Consider the following 11,739-nt stretch of genomic DNA (forward strand, 5'->3'; position numbering starts at 1 on the left):
GACCCGGATCGACAAAGGCCATGCACGGGCGGCCGATGACTGGGGAAAATCGCGACTGCGTCCATTCGCGTCGCCGCAGGCATTGGCCCCGCGGGCGCTTCGGCGTAAGGTCCCTGGTACTGCCTGGTGCCCGCCGCAAGCGGGAGAATCGGGAACACGGTTGAATTCCGTGGCGTGCCCAACGCTGTGAGGGGGACCGCGCCGGTAAATGCCACTGTCGATGACGGGAAGGCACCGGACGCGGGTTGATCCCGAGCCAGAAGACCGGCCTGGCAGGCATTGTCATCCGCGTGGTCAGGCGGATGGCATCAGAGCGACGTGCGTCTACTTGGACGCACAAAGTACGCTCTGTCAGTTTTGAATCTGCAATCGCAAGGGGACAAGCGATGCCGGAACACATGACCGCTGCCATTGACGATGGATTTGACCAGAATGCGCGCGATGCGGTCTACCGCGCCATGTTCACGCGGCGTGACGTGCGCAGCCATTTCCTGCCCACCGCGATCGATGACGACGTGCTGGCACGGCTGCTGCTTGCCGCCCATCACGCGCCATCGGTCGGCTTCATGCAGCCATGGAATTTCATTGTCATTCGCGATGTCAAACGACGGGCGGAGGTGCGCGACCTGTTCCTGGCCGCGCGAGAACAGGAACTGCCGGCGATCGAGGCGGAAAAACAGGCGCTGTACCGCAAGCTCAAGCTGGAAGGCATCTGCGAGAGCGCGCTCAACATCTGCATCACCTGCGACCGGCAGCGCTCGAAGGGTTCGCCGCTGGGACGCTGGCACAATCCGGAGATGGATCTCTACAGCACCGTCTGCGCGGTGCAGAATTTCTGGCTGGCCGCGCGTGCCGAGGGCGTTGGCGTCGGCTGGGTGAGCATCATCGAGGCTGAGGCGCTGAAGCGGCTGTTGGCCATTCCGGATCACGTAACGCCGGTCGCCTATCTCTGCCTCGGCCGTGTTTCCGAGTTCGCTCCCAAACCGGACCTTGAAACGCATGGCTGGGGACGGCGGCTGCCGCTGCCGGAGCTGATCATGAGCGAGACCTTTTCCGGGCAAGGCGAGACACAGCTCAAATCCACCGTGGCGCGCCTCAACACCGTTCCTGCCTCACCAGACACCATCCGCCCAGCCGATCAGGGTGTGGCGCCGGCCGTAGCCCAGCGCGAACCGCCGAAGGAGGCCAGCGCCTTGTCCTTGAGCTCCCTGAACTTCGACGATGCCTCGGCCAGCCGGGCGTCCCAGGCCGGATCGGGCACCTGGCCCGCGATGGTCTTGAAATAGACCTGCATCAGGCAGGCGATGGCGAAAGGCTCGATGAACGCCGCCTTGAATGCCCAGGCGAAGACGATGGCGAGCACAAAAGCCCAGCCGGCGAGCTGGCCAGGCATCAGGAACAGAATCGCACCGGCAGGTGCCAGCATCATCAGAAAGATGATGAACGACATGCCCCACATGATGACCGCCAGCCAGACGGCGTTCTTGACCATGACCTTGCCGTTCTGAGCATAGAGCACTACGCCTTGGCGCGCCGTCTCGAAGGGCGAGGCTGAATTGATGCGGATGTTGTAGCCGAGGATGATCTCGTCGACATAGGTCAGCGACAGGCGGATCACCGTGTTGATGAAGGAGACCAGGCCGCTCAGGCCTGGTATCGGCAGGAAGGCGGCGATACCGCCGAGCAGGCCGGTGATGGCACGGATGGCACCCTTGACGAGTCGGTCGACGACGAAAAGGATGTTGGCTTCGGCAAAACGCTGGGTGACGACATCCCTGGCGTAGGCGATCTGGTCCTGACCGCCGGGAATGTCGCGGCCGTCGATCAGATGAACCATGACGGCGATGTGGCCGGCCTTGACGACATAGAGGATGTATTCGCGGATCCAGTAGACGGCGATCGAGACGACGCCGAAACCGACCACGCCGCCCCACAGGGCAAACGACAGCGGCCCGTCGGGATCGGTGGAGATATGGCCAACGCCATAGCCGACGGAGGCGCCGGTGCCGGTTGCCATAATATAGGCCAGCGTGATGCCGAAATAGACGATCATGCGAAAGACGATGAACGGCCAGGTCCGCATCATGATGGACACCGACCGGCCGATCTCGAAATCCCACATGTGTCCCGAATCTCCGCCTCAGAGATGGTGGAAGAGGATGGACTCAACCCGGCGATTGTCAATTGCGGCCCTGACGCCAAAGGGCGACGAATTCGGGGTAACGGGTTGGTTCGGAGCCCGCCAGCGCGTTGGCTGACGGAGCATCAAACGAAAAACCCGCCTGTGCGGCCGGTCACTGGCGCAAATCAGCACCATGGACGAATATATACCTTAGCTGAGGGCATGGTGTCAAGAAAAAATTCCTATCGTGAACAGCTGCCGGCACGAAAGCTCCGGTGAGAACTTCAATTCGACTGCGGATCCGGCTTCTTCAGCAGGCCTTCAAGCAGTTGCTTGAACGCCGTCACCACCTTCTTCGACGTCGTTTCGGGGTCGTTCGAATTGGCGATCCGTTGCGCCGCCTGGCTGCTCGCTCCGATGATCAGTCGCGAGGCGGTCTCGGGGTCGAGGCTGGAGACAACGACCCCCTCCTCCTGCAGCGCGGTCAGATGGTCGGTCATTGAAGCGATGCACGCACTGGCATTCGGCCATTGCGCTGGATCCCCCAGCACGGCCGGGCCATCGCGGAACATGATGCGCTGGATTTCCGGCTCCAGCGCCATCTCGATATAGGTCGAGCACTCGTCGACGAAATGTTGCCAGCGGGTCGGTGCTCTCGACGCGACCTCATTGATGCGCGCCGCCATCTCGCCGTCAATCTGGGCTATGACCGCCTGCAACAGCCCCTTCTTGTCGCCGAAATGATGATAGAGCGCACCGCGCGTCAGCCCGGCCGAAGCGGTGAAATCATCCATCGAGGCTTCCGCATAGCCTGTTGTGCCGAAGGCATGACGGGCCGCCGCAATAAGCTTTGCGCGCGTCTCGGCGATCATCTCCTTGCGGGGTTTGTGCATGTGTCCTGGACCTACTCACATACGCTTCGTATGCTAATTGACATACGCGGCGTATGCTCTATCTAATAATCATACGCTCCGTATGTAATTGTCCAATCGTCCTTTGTCGAGGAACCAACCGATGCAAAATCCCTATGCGGCAATCTTTCGTGCCCCCGGCGCCAAGGGCTTTGCGGCCGCCGGCTTCCTAGCGCGCCTGCCGATCGCCATGGCGCCCATCGGCATCGTGGCGATGCTGTCGCAGGCGCGCGGCGAATACTGGCTGGCTGGAGCCGTCTCGGCGACATACGCGCTGGCCAACGCCTTCGTCGCGCCGCAAATATCGAGACTGGTGGACCGCCTGGGCCAGACACGAATCGTCGTGCCCACCACTATCATCGCGGTGCTGGCTTTCGCCATCCTCATAGCGGCGGCCAACCAGGACTGGCCGGTGTGGACGCTGTTCGTGTCGGCACTCCTGGCCGCCGCCATGCCAAGCATACCTGCGATGGTGCGGGCGCGCTGGACAGAGATTTTCCGAGGACGACCGCAGATGAACACCGCATTCGCCTTCGAGTCCGTGGCCGATGAACTGGTCTATATCGCCGGGGCATCGTTATCGGTCGGCCTGAGTGCCGCCCTATTCCCGGAAGCCGGCGTTCTGGTGAGCACATTATTTCTCGCATTCGGATCAGCGGCCTTCATCCTGCAACGCTCGACCGAGCCCCAGGTGCGGCCGGTCGACCATAACTCAAGCGGCTCGGCGATCCGCCTGCGGCCGGTTCAGATCATCACGCTTGCCCTGATCTTCGTCGGCGCAACCTTCGCGACGACGGAAGTGACCACCGTGGCGATCACCAAGGAGCTTGGCCAACCCGGCGCCGCCAGCCTTGTCATCGGCGTTTATGCGCTGGGATCGTTCGTGCTCGGCATCATCGTCGGCGCGCTCAGCCTGAAGGCGCCGCTGCAACGCCAGCTCGCCATCGCAGTCGCCCTCGTCGCGCTCGGCACGCTGTTGCCGCTCGCCGCCGACACCGTGCCGCTGCTGGCGCTGACCGTGTTCATCAGCGGTGTGGCGATCTCGCCGACCTTCATCACGGCCTTCGGCCTGATCGAGCGGCATGTGCCGGAAGCGATGCTGACCGAAGGCATCACCTGGGTCATGACCGGCATCGGCATCGGCATGGCGCTGGGCTCGTTCGCGGCCGGCGCGGTGGTGGATGCGTTCGGTGCACCGAACGGGTTCTGGGTGTCGGTGGCTTCAGGCACGATCGCGCTGGCCACGGTGCTGCTTGGCCAACGCAGCCTTGCCACGACTGAGTGCGAGATGGACGGATGTGAAGCGGCCGCGATTGCCGCGGAATAATCAGATAGCGCCCGGTTTCGAGCCGGGCGCTAGCTGCCTAGAGGATCTCGGTCTTGGCGATGTGGATGCCAAAACCTTCGAGGCCGACATAGTGGCGTTCGCGCGAGGCGATCAGGTTGATCGAGGAGATGCCGAGATCCTTGAGGATCTGCGCGCCGAGCCCGATCTCGCGCCACTCGTTTTCGCGGCGGCGAGCCTCTTCGTGATCCTCGCGGTCGCCGCTGGCCGGCCGTTTGCGTTCCTGATGCGCAACGCCGACGGAGCCTTCTCTGAGATAGACGATGACGCCGCGCCTGCGCTCACCCATCGCCTTCATGATGGCGTCGAGCCGGTGGCTGGTGCCGAAGACATCGGTCACCACATCCTCGGAATGCAGACGCACCGGGACCTCCTCGCCGTCGCGGATGTCGCCGAAGACTATCGCGACGTGATGCATGGAGTCCCACGGCAGCGTGTAGGTGAAGACCTGTGCCTTGCCGCCGAGCGTGTCGATTTCCGAGCACGCGACGCGTTCGACCAGAGTTTCCTTGCGCTGCCGGTAGGCAATGAGGTCGGCGACCGAAACCTGCTTCAGCCCATGCTCCTGGGCGAAAGCCTGCACCTGCGGGCCGCGCTTGACGGTGCCGTCATCATTGACCAGCTCGGAAATGACGCCGACCGGCGGCAGGCCGGCGAGCTTGCACAGATCGACCGCTGCTTCGGTATGACCGGAGCGCATCAGCACGCCGCCTTCGCGCGCAATCAAAGGGAAGATGTGGCCGGGCCGGACGAAATCCGAGCCGCCGACATTGCCGTTGGCAAGATTGCGAACGGTCAAAGTGCGATCTTCGGCCGAGATGCCCGTGGTGGTGCCATGCTTGAAATCGACGCTGACGGTGAAAGCCGTGGTGTGGGCGGAATCGTTGTCGGCGACCATCGGCGCAAGGTTAAGCCGCTTGGCTTCTTCGCGCGGCATCGGCGTGCAGACGATGCCGGACGTGTGGCGAACGATGAACGCCATTTTTTCGGGCGTGCAGTGGACGGCGGCGACGATCAGGTCGCCCTCGTTCTCGCGCCCGTCATCATCCATGACGACGACGATCTCGCCGCGTTCGAAAGCACGCAGGGCTTCGACGATTTTTTTCTGGTCGTAAGGCATGGGTACTCGCTTCGCTCGCAGGGGAATAAGGGAGTAGGGCAGTACGGGAGTAGGGAAAGCAAAAAGATTTGGCCGGCCGGACTAAGAGCGCAACATATTGCCCTATTCCCCTATTCCCCTCCCCGTCTGTCCCCGATGCCGCAGATAGTGGTCGGCGATCGCACAGGCAACCATTGCTTCGCCGATCGGCACGGCGCGGATGCCGACGCATGGATCGTGGCGGCCCTTGGTCATGATCTCGACGTCCTTGCCGTCCTTGTCGATCGACTTTCGCGGCGTCAGGATCGACGAGGTCGGCTTGACGGCGAAACGGGCGACGATCGCCTGGCCGGTCGAGATGCCGCCGAGGATGCCGCCGGCATTGTTGGACAGGAACACCGGCTTGCCGTCATTGCCGATGCGCATCTCGTCGGCATTCTGTTCACCGGTGATGCGGGCGGCCTCGAAGCCGTTGCCGATCTCGACGCCCTTGACGGCGTTGATCGACATCAAGCCGGAGGCGATGTCTTGGTCAAGCTTAGCATAGATCGGCGCGCCGAGGCCTGGCGGAACGCCGTCGGCGACGATTTCGATCACCGCACCGACCGAGGAGCCCGCCTTGCGGATGCCGTCGAGATATCTGGTGAAGACAGGAACGGACGCCGGATCGGGGGTGAAGAACGGATTTTCGGCATCGCCGATGAAATTCCAGTTCCAGTTGGCGCGGTCGATGGATTTTTCGCCCATCGACACCAGCGCGCCGCGCACCACCACGCCCGGAACCACCTTGCGCGCCAAGGCACCGGCCGCCACCCTGGCTGCCGTCTCGCGGGCCGAGGAGCGGCCGCCGCCGCGATAATCGCGCACGCCGTATTTCACGTCATAAGTGTAGTCGGCATGGCCCGGCCGGTATTGGCGGGCGATCTCGCCATAATCCTTTGAACGCTGGTCGACATTCTCGATCAGCATCGACACCGGCGTGCCGGTGGTGATCATCGTCTCGCCGTCCTCGTCGAAAATGAAGCCAGACAGCACCTTCACTTCATCTGGTTCGCGACGCTGCGTCACGAAACGTGATTGCCCCGGCCGGCGCTTGTCGAGTTCGACCTGGATATCGTCGCGCGTAAAGCGGATGCCAGGCGGGCAGCCGTCGACCACGCAGCCGAGGGCGGCGCCATGGCTTTCCCCCCAGGTGGTGACGCGGAAAAGGTGGCCGAACGTGTTGTGAGACATGGAAAGTGCCCTGCCCGGCAGCGGAGCCGGCTGAAGCCTGCCTTCTATTGGCGTTTTTCGCAGTGGTCAAACTGTCATCCCAGCCGTTTAAGTTTTGACACATTCGGCTGGTTTCTGCTTTCTTCGATCCGCCGTTGAGTATCCGCCGCCGCCGTGCCGGTGCAATGATAAAGAGGAACGATTATGCGTACCCTGATTGGCGCCGTTGCCGCCACGCTGCTGCTTTCCACCGCCGCTTTCGCCGGCCAGACCGAAGGCCTGATCAAGAAGATCGACAAGGACACGGCGACGCTGACGCTGGATGACGGCAAGTCCTACAAGCTGAACGCAGAGACTGATCTCGACGCGCTGAAGCCGGGCATGGACATCGTCATCGCCTACGATGTGACCAATGGCGAAAACATCGTCACCGACATGGAACTGCCGGACAGCTCTGCCAACTAGAGCTTCCAACCTCAATTGAATGCAGTGTTTGCGGTTCAGCTTTCGCCGAGCCGTGTGCGAACTGGCCTAAAGCCACTCTAGACTCTTGCCTTCGAGCTTGAGCAGGCGATCCTGCGGTATTTCCAGGTTCGCTGCCTCGTCCTCGGCCAGCCCCAGAACGAAGCGAAACAAGGTGCGCATGACGCCGCCATGGGTCACGCATATCGTCTGGCGTTCGATCTCGTCGAAGCATGGCCTCACCCGTTCGAGCAGCATCTGATAGCTCTCGGCGCCTTCGCCGGGCGGCTGAAAGTTCCACTTGTCCAGAGCCCGCGTCATGCTCGCTCCGGGATACCGTGTCTCGAGCTCGGGAAAGGTAAATCCCTGCCAGTCGCCGAAATTGACTTCGACGAGGCGCGGATCGGTTCGATAGGCACCCGGATCGAGCTCCATCGCGGCGCGAATACGCTGCATCGTTTCGCGCGTCCGTTTCATCGGACTGGCGAGGAAATCGAATTCCCAGGGGTTTGGGACCAACGCGGCTAGCCGAAGCCCGTTTCCGGTCGCCTGTTCGCGGCCAAGAGGGTTGAGATCGGTGTCGGCCTGCCCCTGAAGCCGGAATTCGGCGTTCCACGCGGTCTGGCCGTGGCGCGCGATATAAACCAGCGGGTACATCAGGTCTTCCGGTGCGGGATCGGGACGGACGACGGTTGGCCGGGCGTTAGTCCTTGACCGTCGAAATATCAGGTGCGTCGACCGCCTTCATGCCGACGACGTGGTAGCCCGAATCGACGTGATGCACTTCACCGGTGACGCCGCGCGACAGATCGGACAGGAAATAGACGCCGGAATCGCCGACTTCCTCCTGCGTGACCGTCTGCTTCAGCGGCGAATTGTACTCGTTCCACTTCAGGATGTAGCGGAAATCGCCGATGCCGGAGGCGGCCAACGTCTTGATCGGACCGGCCGAAATGGCGTTGACGCGGATCTTCTTGGCGCCGAGGTCGACCGCCAAATAGCGCACGCTGGCCTCGAGCGCCGCCTTGGCGACACCCATGACGTTGTAGTGCGGCATCACCTTTTCGGCGCCGTAGTAGGTCAGCGTCAACAGCGAGCCGCCATTGGTCATCAGCGCCTCGGCGCGCTTGGCAATGGTGGTGAAGGAATAGACCGAAATGTCCATGGTGCGCAGGAAATTGTCGCGCGTCGTCTCGACATAGCGGCCGGTCAGCTCGTCCTTGTCGGAGAAGGCAATGGCGTGGACGAGGAAATCAAGCTTGCCCCAATGTTTGGCGACATTGGCGAAAACCTCGTCCAGGCTCGCCGGGTCGGTGACGTCGCAATGGCCGGCGACAAAGGCGCCCAGTTCCGCCGCCAGCGGCTCGACGCGCTTCTTGAACGCCTCGCCCTGATAGGTCAGCGCGATCTCGGCGCCATGGTCGACGCACGACTTGGCGATGCCATAGGCGATCGACCTATTGTTGGCGACGCCAAGAATGAGGCCGCGCTTGCCGGCCATTAGGCCCTGTCCACCCGCCATGTCAGCGCTCTCCGCAAGATTCAGCTTTGTGGGTTGCCCTATCGCACAGGCACAGAGCCCCTTCAAGCGCTCAAACCGGACAGTTCAGGGGACAAAAGCCGCCGATCAGCCTTTTTGGCTGCGCAACAGCGCTTCGAGCGCGCTATCACCGTCTTCCGGCAGCATGATGCGCACATGAGCGTAGAGATCGCCGTGGCCGCCGGCCTTTTCCGGCAGGCCCCTGCCCTTCAGCCGCAGGACCTTGTCGGAGCTCGACCAGGCTGGAATGTTGACCGCGAGCCTGCCGGTCGGCGTCTCGACCGGCACCTTGGCGCCGAGCACCGCATCCGCCAGCGCCACCGGCAGATCGGCGTGCAGGTCGCGGCCCTCGATGCGGTAGCGTGGATGTCGGCGCAGATGGATCTTGACCAGCGCGTCGCCCGGCTGGCCCGGCCCCTGCTCGCCTTGGCCCTTGAGGCGGATGGTCTGACCATCCTCGACATAGGCCGGCAGCTTGACCGCCACCTTGCGGCCGTCGGGGAACATCGCCGTCACCTTTTCGGCGGTCGCCGCTTCCTCGATGGTGATGTCGAGCGTCACGTTCAGATCGGCTGCTGTCGCCTGCTGACGGCGATCGCCCGTGCCGGGACCGCGCGCGCCCGAAAAAGTGTCGCCAAAAATCTGGCTGAAGATGTCGCTGTTGCCGTCGAACGGATCGCCACCCGGTCGGCCGGAGCGGAATTCGAACCGCGAACCGCCCGGACCTTGCTGCCGGCGGAACCCGCCGAAGGGATCGCCGCCACCGGCAGCGCCCTCAAAGCCCTGGAATCGCGGCTTTCCGTCGGCGTCGATCTCGCCGCGATCGAAAGCGGCGCGATTCTTTTCGTCGCCGACGATCTCGTAGGCCTGGTTGGCCGCGGCAAAACGGTCCTTCGCCTTGGGATCATTCGGATTCTGGTCCGGATGATGCTTCTTGGCGAGTTTCCGATACGCCGACTTTATGTCCTTGGCCGATGCGTTCCTGGCAACGCCCAGCACCTCATAGGGGTCGCGCATGCTTACTGCCCTGGAGTAGAGTTGAGTCTCTGGTTGCCTCCTATATGCGCTCGCATAGGAAGAAATTCCAGTGCTGGAGCAGCATATCAGACGCGGAAAATCAGAGTGCCTTGAAGTCCTGCATGCGCCAGCCACCGGCGCTGGCCAGGCACAGTTCGCCTTCGAACATGGCAACGCCGTCAAAGCTTTCGCGCGAGGCCTTGAAGCGGCGGCAGGTCTGGCCGTTGTCCTTCAATTCCGCCAGATCGGTGATGGAACCGCGCGAGCCGGTGCCGGCATTGGCCCATGGGACGGCCTGCCCGCCGAGCTGCTCGATATCGGCCGAGGAAACCGCATTGCCGATCGTCGTCTGGTCGGAGTCGCGATCCAAATTGGCCGGCGCGGCCGAGGCCGATGTGCTGCTGGTCAGGATCGAGCGGTCGACTTCGGCTTTTTCCAGGCTGAAGCCGCCGGCGCCACACGCGGCAAGCGGCAAGGCGACCGCCACGATCGCGGCTTTCGCGCTGGCCGAAGCGATAACGCTCCATTGCCTGCTGTCAAAAGCTTGCGCGATACGCGACAATCGGCAGCCTCCCCTTGCTTCGTTAAGAATCTTGGTTTTGTAAGAATCTTGGCTTCGTGACAATTTGAGAAAAACTATGAGTGACACTGAGTTAACAAGCGGTGACTTTACCGAGGCTGCCGAGCCGTTTCGCCTCTTTGCCGCATGGCTGGACGACGCAACGAAAAGCGAGCCGAACGACCCCAACGGCGTGGCTCTGGCGACCGTCGATGCCGACGGCATGCCGGATGTGCGTATGGTGTTGCTCAAGGGATTCGATGAAGGCGGGTTTGTCTTCTACACGAATTTCGAGAGCGCCAAGGGCCAGGAGATTCTTGGCAGCATGAAGGCGGCGATGTGTTTCCATTGGAAGTCGCTGCGCCGCCAGGTGCGCATTCGCGGACCGGTGGAGATCGTCAGCGACGCCGAAGCCGACGCCTATTACGCGACGCGGCCGCGCGGCAGCCGCATCGGCGCCTGGGCCTCGAAACAGTCGCGACCGCTGGAAAGCCGCTTTGCGCTGGAAAAGGCGGTGGCAGAATACACGGCACGCTACCCGGTCGGCGAGATCCCGCGGCCAAAGCACTGGTCCGGCTTCCGAATCGTGCCCAGCACCATTGAGTTCTGGCACGACAGGCCGTTCCGGCTGCACGACCGGCTCGTTTTTACGCGCAGTGCGAAGGACGGCTGGGACAAGACACGGCTTTATCCCTGAGGCTCAGGCCTTCTTTCTCGTCATGAACGCGGTGAGCGCGGCGCGGGCCTCATCGGACTTCAGCCGCTCGCGAAAATGCTCGCTTTCCTCGCCGATGCGGGCGACGAGGTCGTCTCGCGAGCCACGCATCAGGTCGCGCGCGATCTTCAGCGCCTGCGGCGGCTTGGCCGCGATCTGCCCGGCCGCCGCCAGCACCGAGGCCTCCAGCGCTGCTTCCTCGACCACCTCGTAGATCAGGCCGGCGGCCTTCGCCCGTTCAGCCGAAAAGCCTTCGCCGAGGCCGAGCAGCGCGAAGGCACCCTGCTGCCCGAGGATGCGCGGTGCCAGCAGGCTCGATCCCGCCTCAGGCACCAGGCCAAGGTCGACGAAAGGCGTCCTGAACACGGTGCGTGGCGTGGCGAAGGTCAGGTCGCAATGCAAATTGAGCGTGGTGCCGATGCCGACCGCGATGCCATCGACGCCGGAGACCATGGGTTTTTCGACCTTGGCCAGGGCCATCAGGAAATCCCAGACTTCGGTGCCGCCGTCGCCGCCGGTGGCGACGACCATGAAGTCGGCAAGGTCGTTGCCGGAGGAGAAAGCGCCGGGCACGCCGAGAAAGACGTGGGCGCGGATCGCCGGGTCGGCGTCGCCTTCGGCCAGGGTTTTTGACATTTTCGCATACATGGCGCGCGTCAGCGCATTCTTTTTGTCCGGCCGGTTCATGCGGATAATCTGGATGGCGCCCTGGCGCTCGACGAGGATATGGTCTGTCACGGTGTTTTCCTTGTGAAAC

The 11,739-nt window shown here is 62.8% G+C and carries 12 protein-coding genes, 1 pseudogene and 1 riboswitch; of the genes and pseudogenes, 4 read left to right on the top strand and 9 right to left on the bottom strand.

Features of this window, described 5'->3' with window-relative positions; all coding sequences use genetic code 11:
- Window positions 1–107: 107 nt before the first annotated feature.
- Window positions 108–287, top strand: a riboswitch (cobalamin riboswitch).
- A gap of 111 nt (window positions 288–398) precedes the next feature.
- Window positions 399–1,016, top strand: a pseudogene (gene bluB, locus NKI21_RS27650) (5,6-dimethylbenzimidazole synthase); the annotation flags it as partial.
- A 122-nt stretch (window positions 1,017–1,138) separates the two neighbouring features.
- On the opposite strand, the gene NKI21_RS27655 reads toward bluB, so the two are convergent.
- Window positions 1,139–2,122: a hypothetical protein gene (locus NKI21_RS27655; protein WP_352628637.1), complete on the bottom strand. Its 984-nt coding sequence runs from the start codon at window positions 2,120–2,122 to the stop codon at window positions 1,139–1,141.
- A gap of 284 nt (window positions 2,123–2,406) precedes the next feature.
- Window positions 2,407–3,015 (bottom strand): TetR/AcrR family transcriptional regulator, encoded by a 609-nt coding sequence (locus tag NKI21_RS27660; protein WP_352628635.1) that lies wholly within the window; start codon window positions 3,013–3,015, stop codon window positions 2,407–2,409.
- A 121-nt stretch (window positions 3,016–3,136) separates the two neighbouring features.
- Here NKI21_RS27660 and NKI21_RS27665 point away from each other — a divergent pair, with 121 nt between their 5' ends.
- Complete coding sequence (locus NKI21_RS27665; RefSeq protein ID WP_352868422.1) at window positions 3,137–4,360, top strand: MFS transporter; 1,224 nt, start codon at window positions 3,137–3,139, stop codon at window positions 4,358–4,360.
- 37 nt (window positions 4,361–4,397) lie between these two features.
- Here NKI21_RS27665 and ribB read toward each other — a convergent pair whose 3' ends face one another.
- Both ribB and aroC read right to left on the bottom strand, forming a co-directional pair.
- A complete protein-coding gene (gene ribB / locus NKI21_RS27670; RefSeq protein WP_023808630.1) occupies window positions 4,398–5,498 on the bottom strand; it encodes a 3,4-dihydroxy-2-butanone-4-phosphate synthase in 1,101 nt (366 codons plus the stop codon).
- A gap of 102 nt (window positions 5,499–5,600) precedes the next feature.
- A complete protein-coding gene (gene aroC / locus NKI21_RS27675) occupies window positions 5,601–6,710 on the bottom strand; it encodes a chorismate synthase (protein ID WP_023808631.1) in 1,110 nt (369 codons plus the stop codon).
- 183 nt (window positions 6,711–6,893) lie between these two features.
- Between aroC and NKI21_RS27680 the strand changes: the two genes are divergently transcribed.
- Window positions 6,894–7,154: a DUF1344 domain-containing protein gene (locus NKI21_RS27680; RefSeq protein ID WP_023808632.1), complete on the top strand. Its 261-nt coding sequence runs from the start codon at window positions 6,894–6,896 to the stop codon at window positions 7,152–7,154.
- 66 nt (window positions 7,155–7,220) lie between these two features.
- Here NKI21_RS27680 and NKI21_RS27685 read toward each other — a convergent pair whose 3' ends face one another.
- The 4 genes from NKI21_RS27685 to NKI21_RS27700 all read right to left on the bottom strand — a co-directional run bounded on the left by NKI21_RS27685 (window position 7,221) and on the right by NKI21_RS27700 (window position 10,270).
- Entirely contained in the window at window positions 7,221–7,808 is a 588-nt protein-coding gene (locus NKI21_RS27685; RefSeq protein WP_352439986.1) for a histidine phosphatase family protein, read from the bottom strand.
- 46 nt (window positions 7,809–7,854) lie between these two features.
- Entirely contained in the window at window positions 7,855–8,673 is an 819-nt protein-coding gene (fabI, locus tag NKI21_RS27690; RefSeq protein ID WP_023808634.1) for an enoyl-ACP reductase FabI, read from the bottom strand.
- A gap of 105 nt (window positions 8,674–8,778) precedes the next feature.
- Entirely contained in the window at window positions 8,779–9,708 is a 930-nt protein-coding gene (locus NKI21_RS27695; RefSeq protein WP_352677115.1) for a DnaJ C-terminal domain-containing protein, read from the bottom strand.
- Window positions 9,709–9,808: 100 nt separating this feature from the next.
- Window positions 9,809–10,270: an RT0821/Lpp0805 family surface protein gene (locus NKI21_RS27700; protein WP_027035968.1), complete on the bottom strand. Its 462-nt coding sequence runs from the start codon at window positions 10,268–10,270 to the stop codon at window positions 9,809–9,811.
- Between the two features lie 76 nt (window positions 10,271–10,346).
- Here NKI21_RS27700 and pdxH point away from each other — a divergent pair, with 76 nt between their 5' ends.
- Complete coding sequence (pdxH, locus tag NKI21_RS27705) at window positions 10,347–10,964, top strand: pyridoxamine 5'-phosphate oxidase (RefSeq protein WP_023808637.1); 618 nt, start codon at window positions 10,347–10,349, stop codon at window positions 10,962–10,964.
- Between the two features lie 3 nt (window positions 10,965–10,967).
- On the opposite strand, the gene NKI21_RS27710 is transcribed toward pdxH, so the two are convergent.
- Window positions 10,968–11,720, bottom strand: a complete 753-nt coding sequence (locus NKI21_RS27710) for a crotonase/enoyl-CoA hydratase family protein (protein ID WP_023808638.1) — start codon at window positions 11,718–11,720, stop codon at window positions 10,968–10,970.
- Window positions 11,721–11,739: the final 19 nt, after the last annotated feature.

The organism is Mesorhizobium sp. M0715, assembly GCF_040320355.1.
Classification (GTDB): domain Bacteria; phylum Pseudomonadota; class Alphaproteobacteria; order Rhizobiales; family Rhizobiaceae; genus Mesorhizobium.